Source organism: Sessilibacter sp. MAH1 (genome assembly GCF_054658315.1).
In genome coordinates this window covers 1-15,008 of the sequence record NZ_BAAGIC010000017.1, presented here as the reverse complement: position 1 = coordinate 15,008, position 15,008 = coordinate 1, and the positions used below count along the sequence as shown (strand labels likewise).

The 15,008-nt window shown below is 43.9% G+C and carries 15 protein-coding genes and 1 riboswitch; of the genes, 7 read left to right on the top strand and 8 right to left on the bottom strand.

Annotation, left to right across the window (positions count from 1 at the left end; translation table 11 throughout):
• Positions 1-44 precede the first annotated feature (44 nt).
• From ACYQ28_RS15485 to ACYQ28_RS15460, 6 genes are all read right to left on the bottom strand, one after another.
• Positions 45-683 carry an urea amidolyase associated protein UAAP2 gene (locus ACYQ28_RS15485; RefSeq protein WP_460051680.1) on the bottom strand — a complete coding sequence of 213 codons (639 nt, stop codon included), beginning with the start codon at positions 681-683 and terminating at the stop codon, positions 45-47.
• Positions 680-1,417 carry an urea amidolyase associated protein UAAP1 gene (locus ACYQ28_RS15480; RefSeq protein WP_460051681.1) on the bottom strand — a complete coding sequence of 246 codons (738 nt, stop codon included), beginning with the start codon at positions 1,415-1,417 and terminating at the stop codon, positions 680-682. Before ACYQ28_RS15480 ends, ACYQ28_RS15485 begins: the two co-directional genes overlap by 4 nt.
• 242 nt (positions 1,418-1,659) lie before the next feature.
• Entirely contained in the window at positions 1,660-2,409 is a 750-nt protein-coding gene (locus tag ACYQ28_RS15475) for an ABC transporter ATP-binding protein (protein WP_460051683.1), read from the bottom strand.
• The gene (locus tag ACYQ28_RS15470) at positions 2,409-3,227 is read right to left on the bottom strand and encodes an ABC transporter permease (RefSeq protein ID WP_460051684.1); all 819 of its coding nucleotides are present in this window, start codon (positions 3,225-3,227) and stop codon (positions 2,409-2,411) included. Before ACYQ28_RS15470 ends, ACYQ28_RS15475 begins: the two co-directional genes overlap by 1 nt.
• Before the next feature lie 11 nt (positions 3,228-3,238).
• Positions 3,239-4,279 (bottom strand): putative urea ABC transporter substrate-binding protein, encoded by a 1,041-nt coding sequence (locus ACYQ28_RS15465; protein WP_460051685.1) that lies wholly within the window; start codon positions 4,277-4,279, stop codon positions 3,239-3,241.
• Positions 4,280-4,350: 71 nt separating this feature from the next.
• Positions 4,351-4,474, bottom strand: a riboswitch (guanidine-I (ykkC/yxkD leader).
• Between the two features lie 234 nt (positions 4,475-4,708).
• Positions 4,709-6,460, bottom strand: a complete 1,752-nt coding sequence (locus ACYQ28_RS15460) for a chloride channel protein (RefSeq protein ID WP_460051687.1) — start codon at positions 6,458-6,460, stop codon at positions 4,709-4,711.
• 401 nt (positions 6,461-6,861) lie between these two features.
• On the opposite strand from ACYQ28_RS15460, the gene argC reads away from it, so the two are divergent.
• From argC to ACYQ28_RS15430, 6 genes are all read left to right on the top strand, one after another.
• On the top strand, positions 6,862-7,899 hold the full coding sequence (gene argC / locus ACYQ28_RS15455; RefSeq protein ID WP_460051689.1) for an N-acetyl-gamma-glutamyl-phosphate reductase: 1,038 nt from the start codon (positions 6,862-6,864) through the stop codon (positions 7,897-7,899).
• Between the two features lie 65 nt (positions 7,900-7,964).
• Positions 7,965-8,705: a DUF6776 family protein gene (locus ACYQ28_RS15450; RefSeq protein ID WP_460051690.1), complete on the top strand. Its 741-nt coding sequence runs from the start codon at positions 7,965-7,967 to the stop codon at positions 8,703-8,705.
• Positions 8,706-8,709: 4 nt separating this feature from the next.
• Positions 8,710-9,180, top strand: a complete 471-nt coding sequence (locus ACYQ28_RS15445; protein WP_460051692.1) for a bactofilin family protein — start codon at positions 8,710-8,712, stop codon at positions 9,178-9,180.
• A gap of 48 nt (positions 9,181-9,228) precedes the next feature.
• A complete protein-coding gene (gene erpA / locus ACYQ28_RS15440) occupies positions 9,229-9,603 on the top strand; it encodes an iron-sulfur cluster insertion protein ErpA (protein ID WP_460051694.1) in 375 nt (124 codons plus the stop codon).
• Positions 9,604-9,655: 52 nt separating this feature from the next.
• Positions 9,656-10,108: a DsrE family protein gene (locus tag ACYQ28_RS15435; protein WP_460051695.1), complete on the top strand. Its 453-nt coding sequence runs from the start codon at positions 9,656-9,658 to the stop codon at positions 10,106-10,108.
• 88 nt (positions 10,109-10,196) lie between these two features.
• Positions 10,197-10,679, top strand: a complete 483-nt coding sequence (locus ACYQ28_RS15430) for an N-acetyltransferase family protein (RefSeq protein ID WP_460051697.1) — start codon at positions 10,197-10,199, stop codon at positions 10,677-10,679.
• 38 nt (positions 10,680-10,717) lie between these two features.
• On the opposite strand, the gene ACYQ28_RS15425 is transcribed toward ACYQ28_RS15430, so the two are convergent.
• Both ACYQ28_RS15425 and ACYQ28_RS15420 read right to left on the bottom strand, forming a co-directional pair.
• Positions 10,718-11,851, bottom strand: coding sequence for an anhydro-N-acetylmuramic acid kinase (locus ACYQ28_RS15425; RefSeq protein ID WP_460051699.1), 1,134 nt, complete (start codon positions 11,849-11,851; stop codon positions 10,718-10,720).
• On the bottom strand, positions 11,848-13,341 hold the full coding sequence (locus tag ACYQ28_RS15420; protein WP_460051700.1) for an OapA family protein: 1,494 nt from the start codon (positions 13,339-13,341) through the stop codon (positions 11,848-11,850). Before ACYQ28_RS15420 ends, ACYQ28_RS15425 begins: the two co-directional genes overlap by 4 nt.
• A 240-nt stretch (positions 13,342-13,581) precedes the next feature.
• Between ACYQ28_RS15420 and tyrS the strand changes: the two genes are divergently transcribed.
• Positions 13,582-14,889, top strand: a complete 1,308-nt coding sequence (gene tyrS, locus ACYQ28_RS15415) for a tyrosine--tRNA ligase (RefSeq protein WP_460051702.1) — start codon at positions 13,582-13,584, stop codon at positions 14,887-14,889.
• The last annotated feature ends 119 nt before the right edge of the window (positions 14,890-15,008 follow it).

Sequence of the window (15,008 nt, the reverse complement as noted above, 5' to 3'; positions counted from 1 at the left end):
TCGTCCCGCGGGCATTACGACAGTGGCCGTCCACTGAAGGTGATTTAACTATTCCAAACCAAAACTTCGATTGGCGTTGGGTTGTAACCGTTACAGGGATTATTTAATTGTGGGCAATTCGATATGAGCACCGTGATGTCTATTAACGCTTTTAATTCTACGTATTTACCCGGCGCCGAAATGCCATCTTCAAAGGTTAGGCCGCCATCTTCGGTTACCGGTACATTCATAAAGAAATTAATGTTATGAGTGATATCACGTTTGTCTAAACCAAATTCAGGATTTTCGGCAATGGCAAGCATCCAGCTATCACGGCAAGCGTGCATGCAACGTTTCTCTAAATCATAACGAACGGTATTACTTTCAGTTGCGCAAGCACCACCCAATGTATCGTGACGACCGCAGGTGTCGGCAACGATTTCTAACATGGGATTATTCAGGTTTGATCGAAGAACGCTGCCATCGGTTAAATAAACATTTCCTTGTTCGCGAATAGTATCGGTTGCGCTGTAACGCTCTTCAGGGTTGTGTGAATTATAAAATAACGTATCGGCGGCTTGATTACCTTCGAGATCTAGAATTCTTAAAACACTGCCCGCAGTGATATTGTGAATAAAATAATCGCCCGCCAAAATTTTTTGGGTGAAATCGGCATTTTCTGCCATTAAATGACTGATTTTCATAGCGCTACGATTCCTTGTTGCTGCCCCAAGTAATACAACTGGTTATTAGCGAAGCCGCGTTGATTTTCGGGTCTAAAATTCAAACAATAATCGTCATCCATAACGGGTTCAGCAGCAGAAATATCTATTTTTACTGGTTTTGCTGGGTAATTTTCTTCGGTATTTAATGGATGAGGGCAGGTGTGTAATATCACAAGCGTATTCATTTCAAAGCGAAGTGTAATGCTGTTACCCGGTGATGAATGATTTTTGTTGAACGTTAATGCACCGTTTGCATCGGCGGTAATTTTGCTGAATAAATTTAAATTAGCAGCAAGATATTTTAAACCTAAGCCGTATTTAGCGAGTTCAACCAAAAAAGCATCGTGTCCGTTTTGATGCCAGGCATTGCGATGATTTTGATAGTCGCGAACACCCCACAATTTTGTGACTTGATTTGCGGTGCAGTTACCACCAACCGTATCGTGCCAACCTAAATCATCCTGCGTGATGGATGCAAAAATTCGCCCCATGTCTGAATATAGGCAGTTGCCGCGTGTTAATTTAAAGGTGTGCTGGCATTTTAGCGTGTCGGGTGCGTTGTATTTTTCTAACAGATTGTCGGGATTATAAAAAAGCATACCGATGTTTGCGCCACCTTCGATATCGGTAAGCGTCATTTGTGTGCCACGCAATAGCCTGAGTGACCAATGCCCGCCGGGAGCAATAGTGGTGGAGTAGGTTGATAAGCTCACGGTGTCTCCAGAGTTTTATCTAAACAGTATTTAGGAACCGCTGATTAAATCAGCCATAATTTAATTAGAGGACAGACATTGAAAATGCGATTTTCAATGTCTGCACAATTTCAATCACTTAGAGTTCTTGAAATTGGCGATACATCCTTGTGTCGCTAGAAACTCTAAATTAATCAGAGTTTTCTTTAATTTAGAGTTTCTTTTAATTTAAAAAAAGAGCGCTCAATAGTTTTCGAATTCAATTATTTTGTCGGTGACAATAAATTTTCATAATTCGAATTTTTAGAAACTGGTAGATCGTAGGTAATTGTTGCGCCGTAGGCGTTCGGGGCTTGTGGGTCGTGACGAATTTTATCGAATACCCAAAGTCGCGTGCCTAGATAAAAACCTTCTTTTAAATCGTGAGTGACCATAAATATGGTTAAGCCGTGCTCGCGCCATAAATTTAGAACCAGTTGATGCATTTCGGCACGAATACCCGGATCTAGAGCGCCGAAAGGTTCGTCCAATAACAGTATTTTTGGTTTGCCCAGTAGCGCTTGAGCAATGGCCAAACGTTGTTTCATTCCACCGGATAACTCGTGTGGATATTTTTTTAAAGCGTGCTCTAAACCCACTTCTTTGAGTATTTTTTCTGCCGCAGATTTTGCTTCTCGTTTGGCTTTGCCAAATAAATATCCAGTAAAACCTTTGCGCTCAAATGCTTTTGCGGCCATGACATTGTCTAAAACCGTCATGTGTGGAAACACGGAATACTGCTGAAAAACAATGCCCCGTTCTGGGCCGGGTTCGCTGGCAATAGGCTTGCCGTTAATCAACAATTCACCCCGAGACAATTGCTCGGTGCCTAATAATAAGTTCAGAAAAGTGCTCTTACCACAGCCGGAACTACCAACCATGGTAATAAAATCACCTTCTGCCACGGTTACATTAAGTTGCTCTAAAACAACGTTTTCGCCGTAGTTTTTCCACAAGTTTTTGACTTCAATCACTATCGATTACCTTGTGAATGCCACGGATACAATTTCCGATTCAGTAACGCTAAAAGCTGGTCAACAATAAACGCCAATAATGTAATCCACGCGACGTAGGGTAAAATAACGTCCATGGATAGATATCTTCGTACCAAAAATATTCGGTAACCTAGGCCATCGGTTGCGGCAATGGCTTCGGCGGCAATTAAAAATAACCAACCTGCACCCAGTGATAAACGCACAGAATCGATGAGTTTTGGCATTAATTGCGGCAGCAAAACGCGAACTATAATTTGTGATGTATTTGCGCCTAATGTTTGCGCCTTTACTAATTGTTCGTTGGGAATTTCTTCGGCGCGTCTTTGAATGTCGCGAGCAATAAATGGAAAGATGCCAATAACGATTAGAACAACTTTAGATAATTCGCCAAGACCAAAAACAATAAATAGAATTGGTAGTAATGCCAACGGTGGAATTAATGAGATAACCGTTAAAAAGGGCGATAAGCCCGATTTCACCAATGGAATTGCACCGGTAAAAATACCAAATAGCAAACCCAATGCTGCTGCACATAAAACGCCTAATCCTAACCGCTTTAGACTGCTTGCGGTATCTATCCAAAATGTGTATTCGCCGCTGCGTTTGCTGGGCTCTAGAGCCAAGCGTTCCATCGCGTCAGCCATTTTGCTGACGGGTGGTAACAACTTGTCGTCTGGATTTTCTGCAAGTCGCGTATTTGAATTAACCATATAGAGCATAGCAATTAAAAAAAACGGCAAAATTCCAAGTGCAAACGCTAGAGGTTTCGAGGGCTTTAAATTGATTAGGCGTTTCATAGAATAATTATTTACAGTTTTCCGTCTGCGGCCATTTGCATAAAGGTTGGATCGAAACGCAATTTAATATTGCCTGAATCTCCGTAAACTCCCGAGGGTGTTTCAATACCAATAAAGCCTGCATCCGGTGCGCCTTCACCTAAAATGCCGTGATCAAACGAAAATTCAGCAACTTGTTGCATGGTGGTTTTTAATTCAGAGCCATTAGTTAACGTTAGTGCTTGGCTCGGTTGAAAAAACATTTCGGTGCTTGCTAGCTGCGCTTCGTACCCGGTTAAATCGGTACCGGAGGCTTCGGCCATAAAAGTTTTTGCTTCTTTTGCAGCAGCGTCGTCACCGCTCATGGTTGCCATGATTTCATACCAGGCGCCAACCAGTGCTTTACCGAAATTAGGGTTTTCTTTTAGAACATCGGTATTTACAACTAACAAATCAATAATTTCGCCGGGAATTTTTGAAGAATCAAATACCAGATTGCTGCTGGGGTTTGTAAGAATTTCGCTTAATAAAGGGTTCCATGTAACAACAGAAGTCACATCGGATGTGCCGTAAACAGAAACCAAATCTGCGTCGGAGGTATTTACTACTTTTAAATCACGTTCTGATAATCCCACGCTATCTAATGCGCGAGCTAATAAATAATGTGAAACACTTAATTCAACCAGATTAACGGTTTGACCTTTGATTTCGGCGAGGGATTTTTTATCTTTGAGTACAACACCATCGTTGCCGTTGGAGAAGTCGCCAACAATTAATGCGGTTGAATCTACGCCACCCGCAGCAGGAATGGTTAGCGCATCCATGTTCGTCATAGAGCAACCGTCAAAAGCTCCGGCGGTATATTGATTTATGGATTCTACGTAATCATTGATTTGCACAACATCAATTTTAATATCGTATTTATCGGCCCATTTTTTAACGATACCGTGTTCGGCACCATAGGCCCAAGGCATCCAACCCACGTAAATTGACCAGCAGATTTTAAAGTTATCGCGAGCAAATACTGAATTAGTCAGGGAAATTAATAGCGCTGCAAGGAGAAGGTGTTTCATTGGAGACCTCTCGGATTTATAAGTATCAAATTTTCAGTTACGTGGAGCACTCTTGGCTAAACGCCAATTAAGTCTCCCGGGCTTTTGTCCCGCCGTGTAACCTCTATCTGAACTATCCGAAAGGAAAGTTAAGGAAGGTCGAGTGCTCTCGGACCAGTCGCTTAAGAATAAGCCGGAACCCTAGCGCTCTATTTAATCAAATTGTATCGCCGTCTATACCAAGAGTACGGTCGTTTTTATTAAAGCAGCCTTTATGCCACCGAGTAGATGTCTTGGAATTGGCGGTATTAAGCGGCTACCTACAAAATTAACTATTATCATACGATCATAGTTGGTGCATTTCTATTTTTTATTTAAGTTAATGGTGCGCCCTTTAGTAATAATTTTGTATTTTGTAAGGAATCCTTCTTCAATTTCTGTCAGTTTAAATTAAACCGAGTAATAATTATTAATATCGTCGCGAGTAACAACGCCTAGAATTTCGGTCTCCAGCGGTAATTGTCGAGGGTTTTGTACATACACGGCCTCGACGGATTCGCTTTTCATTAATAAATGCGCTTCAAGTACGGTAGCCTGCTCGTGAATGGGAGGCATAGTGAGTTTTTTGCCCGGCACTTCTAAAAGGTCGATGGGTTTTTCAAGGGTCAAAATGGCATTTGGTGCGTCTTCTAAAAAGCGCGCTAAATCTGCGGCACGTAATAGACGTTTGGTTTTACCAAGTTCATTGAGAACAATCCAATCCGGTCTTTTCTCTAGCAGTTCGATTGCTTTTTTATGGTCAATCTTATAAGGAGAAGACACTAATTTGACGTTCATAAGACTTCTGATGCCGATCCTTCGCAGGTCGTTTTCAAAGCTTGTGGATTTAACAATTAAACCTTGGCTTTTTAGGCTGGTAACAAATATGCCTTGGTCACCGATAAAATATCGTGTTGTTAAACAAGAAATCACCACGACCAACATACTTGGGAAAATAATGCTGGGATTGTTGGTTAATTCGAGCATGGTAACCAGAGCAGTGAGTGGAGCGTTGAGTACAGCTCCAAGGCTTGCGGTCATGCTCACTAGCACATAAAAGGTGGTTCCTGAGGCGTGAATGGGGTACGCCCAATGTGCGAAGAAACTTAAAATGGCTCCGAAAATTGCGCCAATAAATAATGTTGGGCCGATTAATCCACCGGGCATACCAAGATTTACACTGACGCCGGTTGCTATTATTTTTCCGATTAAAATTAATGTCAGTAATTTAACCTCTGTGTGGTCGAGCATGGCTTCTGCGACTGTGTCGTAGCCAAGACCTAAAATCTCCGGCAGATAAAGTGCAATTACTCCAGTTACTGCACCTGCGAAGCTTATGCGAATAAATATGGGCGTCGCATGCAATGGATTTTTCAATAGCATTAATTTAGAAAATACGGTGGCCAATAATCCAATTAGAACTCCTGCCACGAGCAAAAACGGTAATTCGGTTAGGCTGGTAATTGCAATATCTTGAACACTAAAAACAAACTCTGTACCAAATGCTAGGCGCGTAATTAGCGCTCCCGCAAAAGACGCCATAATTACTGGCACAAAACCGGTAATTGTGTACTCCATTAAGACCACTTCCATCGCAAATATAACGCCTGCTAATGGCGTGTTAAATGAGGCCGAAATGGCGGCAGCGACACCGCAGGCTACTAAATTACGTAAGCTGTTGTTGGGAATTTTGAGAACCTTACCAAAGCCGCTGGCTGCTCCTGCACCTAAATGTACAGCTGGTCCTTCTCGACCTACGGATTGACCAGTGATTAAACACAAGGCTCCGGCAAAAAATTGCACCCAAAAGTTGGATTTTGCTAAATGCCCTTGGAAGTTGTAAAGGCGATCGAGTACGTATCCGGCGCCAACGCGAATACTGCGCTTGGGAAGAAATTGAAAAATAATGCCGATAATCACAGCTCCCGCAAAAGGAACTAAAAATCTTAAATAAAATGGTAATGTTTCGAAGCCTTCTGAATTGGGTAAATACAGGCTTGTGCCGAGTTCAATGAGCGCTCGAAACGAAACAATTAGAACAGCGGCGAGGCATCCGGTGATTAAACCTAAAATAGTTAACTGTGGCAGTGCATTCAAGTATGAAAGCTGATGACGGAAATTGGTCAAAGACGAGGTTATTGCTGATCGAAAACCTTTTTGCATTGGACGATACGACGAGTCAATGAATTTAGAATTAGCAAGGGTAAACTAAAAGTTCCTGTAACGGTAATTTAAGACACCGGTAGAATTGCCGATATAGGAAATTCCGATTAACCCAGCGTTTCCAGAGACACTGGAATGGGTTGCCAATTTCAAGCGCTATAAGTAATTGAAATTGTATAGAAATTGAAATTCGTATTGTCAATTTCTGATCTCTGTGTCGTTCATCGATGCGTTAATCGGAGTTCTCTATAGTTATTTTCATTTTTCAGTATTGGGGCTACGCAATGGCGTCAATCACCAATACTTTAGCTTTTGGTTCTGCGTGGGTATCATTGCCGCCTTTATTTGACGATCGTTGTTGGTGCGAATCGCACGATCATATGGGCTAGAGGGCTTTTTCAATGGTAAAAGTAGGTATCGTTGGTGCCACTGGTTATACCGGTGTTGAGTTGCTGCGAGTTTTGGTCAATCACCCGCAAGCGGAAGTTGTTGCGGTAACCTCTCGTTCTGAGGCGGGCGTAAAAGTGAGTGATTATTTTCCAAGCCTACGAGGTCGCCTTGAGCTTACTTTTACCGACCCAACCTTTGATGAGCTCAGTCACTGCGATGTGGTGTTCTTCGCCACGCCTCATGGTGTAGCTCAGGCCCAGGTTCCTGAACTGATTTCTCGTGGCGTTAGGGTTATTGATTTGTCTGCGGACTTTCGAATCCGAGATGTCGCCCTCTGGGAGAAGTGGTACAACCAACCTCATGGTTGTCCCGATTTGGTCGATATGGCTGTATACGGCTTGCCAGAGCGTAATCGTGAGCAGATTGCTAACGCTAAGTTGATTGCCTGTCCAGGATGCTATCCTACGGCCACGCAAATGGCTTTTTTACCGTTAATTGAAGCAGGTCTTGTTGATACTCAGTCGTTAATTGCGAATGCGGCGTCAGGTGTCAGTGGTGCTGGTCGTCAGGGTAAGATCGACAATCTTTTTGCCGAAATCTCCGACAGTTTTAAAGCGTATGGCGTTAGTGGTCATCGTCATCTGCCGGAAATTGAGCAGGGTCTGAATGATGCGTTGCCTCAGGGTGAAAAAGTCAGTTTGACTTTTGTGCCGCATTTATTGCCCATCATTCGCGGTATTCACGTAACGGCCTACGCAAAATTGCGTGAAACTAGTGTTGATTTGCAGGCGTTGTTTGAAAGCCGTTACGCAAACGAGCCCTTTGTTGATGTGCTGCCAAAGGGCAGTTTTCCACAAACTCGAACCGTGAAGGGGACTAACCTCTGTCGAGTTGCAGTCGCCCGCCCTCAAGAGCGCGACACGGTTGTAGTGATGTCTGTTATTGATAATTTGGCAAAAGGTGCCTCAACTCAGGCAATCCAGAATTTTAATATCATGTTTGGGTTGCCAGAAGGTCAAGGTTTAGAGCAGGTCGCATTATTCCCATAAGATTTGCTTCTACAATTACAGTCATCTGCACAGAACAAAATATTCTAATGGGAATGGCTTGAGCGATGACAAAACTCAAATCGACAAAATCGAAACAGTTAGTAGTGGTTGAGCATCAGCCGTGGCGAGGGCGCATTTTGTTGCTCGTCGCGGTAGTGGCGATTGTACTTGCAAGCTTTGGCGGGTATTGGTTTGGTGGCTACGTGTTACGTCAAGAAGTGGCTGAGCTCACTGTCGCAAAGCAGGCGCTAGAGTCAAAGCTTGCGAGCGCAGAGGATAAGGTTAACGAATTGCGTCAACAATCGGCGAATCTGCGTTTGGGTTCAGAGATCGATAAAAAAGCCAGCGAAGATGTGCGCAATCAGGTTGTAGAACTCAGAGATAAGATCGCAACTTTAGAGGCTGATATCAGTTTCTATCGTGGCATCATGTCACCGAAAGGTAATCAGCAAGGCCTAACCATTGGACAGGTCGATTTCATCGCCACACAAATCCCGCGCCATTATCAATATCGAATGGTTATCCAGCAACTGGCAAGTAATCACAATTTGATTTCCGGGGCGTTAACTGTCACTGTTGTGGGCCGACAGGGCGGCCAGGCGCGCCAATTTCCATTGAAAGATCTTTCTGAGCAAATCGACGACGAAGACATCAAGTTGCGATTTAAATACTTCCAGAATATCGAAGGCGAGCTAGTTCTTCCCGAAGGTTTTGAGCCCGAACGTATCGAATTGATGGCAAAATCGAGTGGTAAAAACGGGCAATTAGTAGAGAAAAAGTTTGGTTGGTTGGTTCAGGAGACCTAGAACAATGTTCAACAAAAAAAGCGCTGACGTAAGTACGCCAAAAGCTTCGAAAGGTGCGACTACGTTGATTTCAAATACCACGGAAATCAAAGGTGATTTGGCTTTTAGTGGCAATCTTATGATTGAAGGTAAGGTGTTTGGCAACATTACTGCCGCTGAAGGCCCTGCCCATCTTCAGGTTCTCGACTCTGGCGAGGTTATCGGTGAGATTCGAGTGCCGACCATTATCATCAATGGTCGTGTTCGAGGTGATGTCTATTCAAGCGAACACGTTGAGCTCGCAGAGCGCGCCGTTGTTGATGGCAATGTTCATTACGCGTTGATTGAGATGGTTAAGGGTTCACAGGTTAACGGTAATCTTGTGTTCGAAAAAGTACAGCCTGCCAAGGCACCAGCCAAGTCTGATAAACCATCTGCCAAGTCAGATTCTAAACAAGACTTGAAAAATGGTGGCGCTGAGCCCATTAATGCTTGATCATTAGACTCAAGTATTTTTTGGCTTTCAACTGGTTACGAGGTGACTATGGCTTCTGGTGTTATGTATCATGACGCTGCCGCAGATTCTGCTAACTCTTTAATTAATCTTACTGATAGCGCGGTAAGTAAAGTGCGAGAGTTGATTGAAGATGAAGGTAATGAAGACTTAAAGTTTCGAGTGTATGTAACCGGTGGCGGCTGCTCTGGATTCCAATACGGTTTTACTTTCGATGAATCAACTACCGACGATGACTCCGTTATCTCGGTTGGTGGTGTTTCTGTTTTAGTAGACTCCCTGAGTTACCCTTTTTTGACCGGCTCCACTGTCGATTATGAACAAGGGTTAGCGGGTGCTCGATTTGTGGTAACCAATCCCAATGCGTCTAGCACCTGCGGCTGCGGAGCTTCCTTTACTATATAGTTTGAATTCACAACAAGTTTTTGGGTGGAGTTGTGAGTTTGGTCGATACTCTATGAAAAACTTGTTTTATTTCTTTCTCATTTTCTTCGGTTGGTCATCTTTAGTGAATGCGCAAGTCGAACAGCGCAATGACTTGCTTTTCGAAGGCAACTATCTGGCGCGCATTGGTAACAACTCTCCCGAAGAAATTGAGCGTGCACTTGTGCGTATTGAGCAGTATTTTCTGGCCGATCAACCTGAAGGTGATTACGACCCGGTTGTAATCGTATTGCACGGCCCAGAAGTCGGCATTTTTTTACGCAGTCAATATCAAGAACATAAGCACTTGGTCGATTTGGCTGCTCGTCTAACCGCCTTCGAAGTCGTGGATATTCGTGTTTGCGAGACCAGTATGGGAGTGCTTGGTCGGCCAGTGAATGAGCTGGTTCCTTTCGTAAATACCGTACCTTTTGGGCCCGCCGAGGTGAATCGCCTCATTAGCGAAGAGCAATATCTATACTTTTGACAAGCAGCCGACGGCTAAAAAGTCGTTGGCTTTTAGGTATCGTTTGCATTAACGTCTGGATTTTCCATCGATCTCCAAAAAAATTTCTATGCGTATTCGCGAAGCAACAGAAGACGACTTTGGACAAATTTGGCCAATCTTCCATGAGGTCGTCTCGGCGGGTGATACCTATGCCTTTGACGTTAACACCGATGCTGCTGGAGCGCGAAGGCTTTGGCTCGATGTGCCGCGTAAAACATTTGTTGCCGAAGATAAAGGCGAAATAGTCGCGACCTATTACATTAAAACCAATCAATCTGGCCCTGGTGAGCATGTATGTAACTGCGGTTATATGGTGGCGAGTGTTCATCGAGGTAAAGGAATTGCTGCTGAGTTGTGCGAGCATTCTCAACTGATCGCCAGGTCGCTTGGTTACAAGGCTATGCAATTTAATTTTGTCGCTACGTCTAATACCGGCGCGGTGCGGCTTTGGTCAAAACTTGGATTTGAGACTGTTGGGCGCTTGCCTCAAGCCTTTAACCACCCAGAGCAAGGTTTGGTGGACGCTTTGGTGATGTATAAATGGCTCTAATCTTAAGCGTTTCTCGTGCGCTTTATGGTTAGTGCTTTTTAGCTAGGACTTCGTGGTGCGGCGGGATATATCGCACCCAATACGAGATCTCTGGTTGCTCCGGTAACACTGGGGCAGTTATTCGTTAAATTCTTCATTGTGCGCATCGCCAGCCATGCAAATCCAGCTGATTCTACCTGTTGTGGGTCAATGCCAAGGTCTGCTGTGCTTTTCACACCTACGTTGAATAATTCAGATAACCGCGTCATTAGTGCAGTGTTGAATGCTCCACCACCGCAAATAAATACTTCATCAGGGCTAAACAGTTCTAGTGTTTGCTTTGCGATGCAAGTGGCCGTGAATTCAAGCAGGGTAGCTTGCACATCTTGCGGTAAAAAAACTGTCTGTTCGTCGAAGCCTTCAAGAGTGGCGTTTAGCCAATCCAAATTAAATTCTTCTCTACCTGTACTTTTGGGATGCGGTTGCGACAAAAATGGGTGTGCAAGTAGTTTTTCGAGCAAGCTTTCGCTTACGATTCCTGATTTCGCCCAATTGCCATTTTCATCAAATGGTTTGGCTCGGTGCATTTCGCACCAGGCGTCCATCAGACGATTGCCCGGCCCTAGATCGAAGCCAATTAGCTCATTGTTAGGATCAAGTTTAGAAAGGTTGCTGATGCCGCCAATGTTAATTATTGCTCGTGATTTGTTGGGCGAAGAGAAAAAAGCTCTGTGAAAAATAGGAGCTAAAGGTGCTCCTTGCCCACCTGCTGCTATATCTTTACTGCGGAAGTCTGCGACTGTGGTGATACCGGTAAGTAGCGAGATTACGCTGGCATCACCAATTTGCCAACTAAACGGAGAGGGGGATGTACCTGGAGGACGGTGCCGTATTGTTTGTCCGTGACTGCCGATAGCAGAAATCTCCGTAGATTTTTTTCCGGACTTTTCCAACAGAGACATAGCAGCTTGGGCAAATAAATAGCCAAGCTCTTGATGAGTTTCCCCGATCCGATCAATAGAGTAGGAATTGCAGGTGGTGAGCTCATCCAAACGCAATTTCAGATCGTTTGGAATGTCGTGGCAGTAATGATTTAAAAGCTGGAAGTGCTCTTTGGTGACTTCCAGCAACACAGCATCGATACTATCGATACTGGTGCCGGACATTAGCCCAATATAGAGCTCAGTTGTCATTGCTTGGGGTCGTTTACGTCTTGCAATGCAAGCTGTGTATTAGCAATTACACCAAGTTTTGCAAGGTGTGGCTGAGTTTGCTGAGCAAAGCGTAACATTTGTGCGTCGGGGATGGATTTCGCTTTTGGTAGTTTCACAGTTACAGGATTTCTTACGGCGCCATTTACATAAAACTCATAATGCAAATGAGGTCCTGTTGCGAGTCCGGTCGAACCAACATAGCCAATAACCTGGCCCTGTTTCACGTGAGTGCCGTTTTTCACGCCACGACGGAAGTTGTTCATGTGCGCATAAAGGGTTTTATAGGTTTGGCCGTGTTGAATGATTATCGCGTTACCATAACCGCCTTTTTTACCTGCAAATACAACTTTACCATCACCAACAGCTTTAATGGGTGTGCCCTTTGGAGCTGCGTAGTCTGTACCTTTGTGTGCGCGAATGGTGTTCAGCACCGGGTGTTTACGTTGTAGGTTAAAGTGCGAGCTAATACGAGCGAAGTCGACGGGTGTGCGCAGAAATTCTTTGCGCATTGATTGGCCGTCGGGAGTGTAGTATTGGCTGTCACCGGATTCGTCGGTGTATCTAACAGCTCTATAAGTCTTATTTTGATTGGTAAATTCGGCGGCTAAAATTGCGCCATTAGCAAACTTCTCGCCGTCTAGAAATTTCTCTTCGTAGAGGACTTTAAATTTATCCCCTTTGCGAATATCCAGCACAAAATCGATATCCCAACCAAAAATATTGGCCATTTCCATAATGACACTGTCATCCATGCCGACTCGGGAGCCTGCTAAGAACAATGATTCGTTAATTTGAGCCTCATTAAAGGCTAATTTTACGTCTGGAACGGCGGTTTGCTGGGTGAAATCAAAAGAGGCATCTGATTTGTTAAACATCAGAGTATCTAAGCGATTAGGCTTGTATCTAACTGCTACAAGTTCGCCTTCCTCAATCAAAAACTCAATTTCTTCACCCGGCTTAAGTTTGGTGAGTCCTTTGGCAGAGTCGCTGCTGTTTACAAATTGATAGACATCTCTATCACTCAGTTTTACGCGCTTAAAAATATTCGACAAGTTATCGCCGGATTTAACAACTTGTTTCTGCCAGTTTTGAGTCGGCTCAGAAGGGCTGTTTTGATCGACTGAACTACTTAGCACTTCCGATGCTATAGCGGTTAGATTGCTATCCTCTGGCTGCGAAAGTTCAGTTTCAATAACTATTTGAGAGGCTGTTGCGGTCGTCTGTGCAGAGTCTATTTCCCATTGCGGATCATTTGTTTCCTGCTCTGTAAATGATATTGCTTGGTCGGATAGAGCTTTCTCGGCAGAAAGTTCTTTATGCTTAATTGCGTTGGCGTCTTTACTCGGCCAAACAGACAGCAATCCAAGCAGCGATACGGTTAGAGCGCTCGTTACAATAAAATGAGTCTTGGGGAAATGCAGCCAGTTTAACGACTTTGATGTTTCTGTTTTTGAATCAATTGGTTGCATGGGAATCTTGAAAATTAGTTAAAAAACACACTGTATTTCTTTGTTTATAACAGAAAAAAGGGTATTTATCATCCCAATGAAACAACTTTATCGAAAATTTTGCGCGTGTTCTCAAGGTTTGCTTTGATTGTTTTTTAAGGTAAGGTTCCGCGTCCTAAAAGTCAGACGTAGATTATCTTTTCTACCTTACAGATTATATCTTTTATTTCTCCTTGTTATTTAATCATAGGCAAAAAATCCATGGCGGTGAGTATTCAAAATCTCCTCGATGACTTGCAATCACGAGGCTTGGTCAATCAGATGACCGGTGAAGAACAATTGATAGAGCATCTGAAAGAGCCTCGCATCCTATATTGTGGTTTTGATCCCACCGCCGACAGTCTTCATATTGGTAGTTTGGTTCCGCTGTTGACGCTGCGACGCTTTCAGTTGGCTGGACATAAGCCTATCGCTCTGGTTGGTGGAGCTACGGGTTTAATTGGTGACCCCAGTTTTAAGGCGCAGGAACGCAGGCTGAATTCGTCCGAAGTGGTAGCAGAATGGACCCAAAAGATTCAGCAGCAGGTATCTCGTTTTATCGAATTCGATTCTGGTGATAATTCAGCGTTGGTAGTAAATAACTTAGACTGGGTTGGCAAGCTTGATTTAGTGAGTTTTTTACGAGATGTGGGTAAGCATTTCTCCGTAAATAATATGATTAATAAAGAGTCGGTTAAGCAAAGATTGGATCGCGAAGGTGAAGGTATTTCCTTTACCGAATTTACCTACATGCTTTTGCAGAGCTATGACTTTGCCGAACTGTTTAAGCGTCAACAGTGCTCCATACAAATTGGTGGTTCCGATCAATGGGGTAACATCATTGGTGGTGTTGACCTTGCTCGCAAGATGTACGGTGGCAGCGTCTTTGGCCTTACTCTTCCACTGGTAACCAAATCTGACGGTACCAAGTTCGGTAAAACAGAGTCCGGTACGATCTGGTTGGATGCATCGAAGACATCGCCCTACGGTTTTTATCAGTTCTGGCTAGGAACAGCCGATGCCGATGTCTACAAGTTCCTAAAATACTTCACGTTCCTATCGGTCGAAGAGATAGACGCGATAGAGGCGGAAGATAAATCAGCAGCAGGTCGCCCCAAAGCGCAAGGTATTCTTGCGGAGCAAGTAACAGAGCTGGTTCATGGTGAAGATGGATTGGCTGCGGCGAAACGAATTACCGAGGCAATGTTCAGTGGTAACTCTGAGTTGCTGAGTGAAAATGATTTGGATCAATTGGCTTTGGATGGCTTGCCTTCGAGTAAATTGAGTTTTGCTGATCTTCTAGAAAAGCCTCTAACCACAATTTTGGTTGAGTGTGGAATGGTGTCTGCGGGCCGAGAAGTTAAAGACGCGCTCGGAAGAAGTGCCGTTTGGATCAACGGAGTGGAGAAATCTCAAGATGACAACATGTTGAGTGCTCAAAACTTCTCTAATGAAACTGCTCGTTATGGCCGCTATTTCTTGGTTAAGTTGGGTAAGAAGAAGAACCATCTGATCGAAGTTTCTTACTAATATCCCGAGTGTAAAAATAATTCTAAAAAAGAGTTGTCAGTCAAAAATATATTCCGTATAGTTCGCGCCCTCTTGCCAAGGGGTACAGAGAAAGCCTGCTGTAGAAGGGTTTTCAAAGG

Bases quoted from the DNA above. Each gene is read 5' to 3' on its own strand.
- ACYQ28_RS15485 (WP_460051680.1), bottom strand. From the start codon at position 683: ATGAAAATCAGTCATTTAATGGCAGAAAATGCCGATTTCACCCAAAAA.
- tyrS (WP_460051702.1), top strand. From the start codon at position 13,582: ATGGCGGTGAGTATTCAAAATCTCCTCGATGACTTGCAATCACGAGGC.
- ACYQ28_RS15435 (WP_460051695.1), top strand. From the start codon at position 9,656: ATGAAAAACTTGTTTTATTTCTTTCTCATTTTCTTCGGTTGGTCATCT.
- ACYQ28_RS15420 (WP_460051700.1), bottom strand. From the start codon at position 13,341: ATGCAACCAATTGATTCAAAAACAGAAACATCAAAGTCGTTAAACTGG.
- ACYQ28_RS15430 (WP_460051697.1), top strand. From the start codon at position 10,197: ATGCGTATTCGCGAAGCAACAGAAGACGACTTTGGACAAATTTGGCCA.
- erpA (WP_460051694.1), top strand. From the start codon at position 9,229: ATGGCTTCTGGTGTTATGTATCATGACGCTGCCGCAGATTCTGCTAAC.
- ACYQ28_RS15425 (WP_460051699.1), bottom strand. From the start codon at position 11,851: ATGACAACTGAGCTCTATATTGGGCTAATGTCCGGCACCAGTATCGAT.
- argC (WP_460051689.1), top strand. From the start codon at position 6,862: ATGGTAAAAGTAGGTATCGTTGGTGCCACTGGTTATACCGGTGTTGAG.
- ACYQ28_RS15445 (WP_460051692.1), top strand. From the start codon at position 8,710: ATGTTCAACAAAAAAAGCGCTGACGTAAGTACGCCAAAAGCTTCGAAA.
- ACYQ28_RS15450 (WP_460051690.1), top strand. From the start codon at position 7,965: ATGACAAAACTCAAATCGACAAAATCGAAACAGTTAGTAGTGGTTGAG.
- ACYQ28_RS15470 (WP_460051684.1), bottom strand. From the start codon at position 3,227: ATGAAACGCCTAATCAATTTAAAGCCCTCGAAACCTCTAGCGTTTGCA.
- ACYQ28_RS15460 (WP_460051687.1), bottom strand. From the start codon at position 6,460: ATGCAAAAAGGTTTTCGATCAGCAATAACCTCGTCTTTGACCAATTTC.
- ACYQ28_RS15465 (WP_460051685.1), bottom strand. From the start codon at position 4,279: ATGAAACACCTTCTCCTTGCAGCGCTATTAATTTCCCTGACTAATTCA.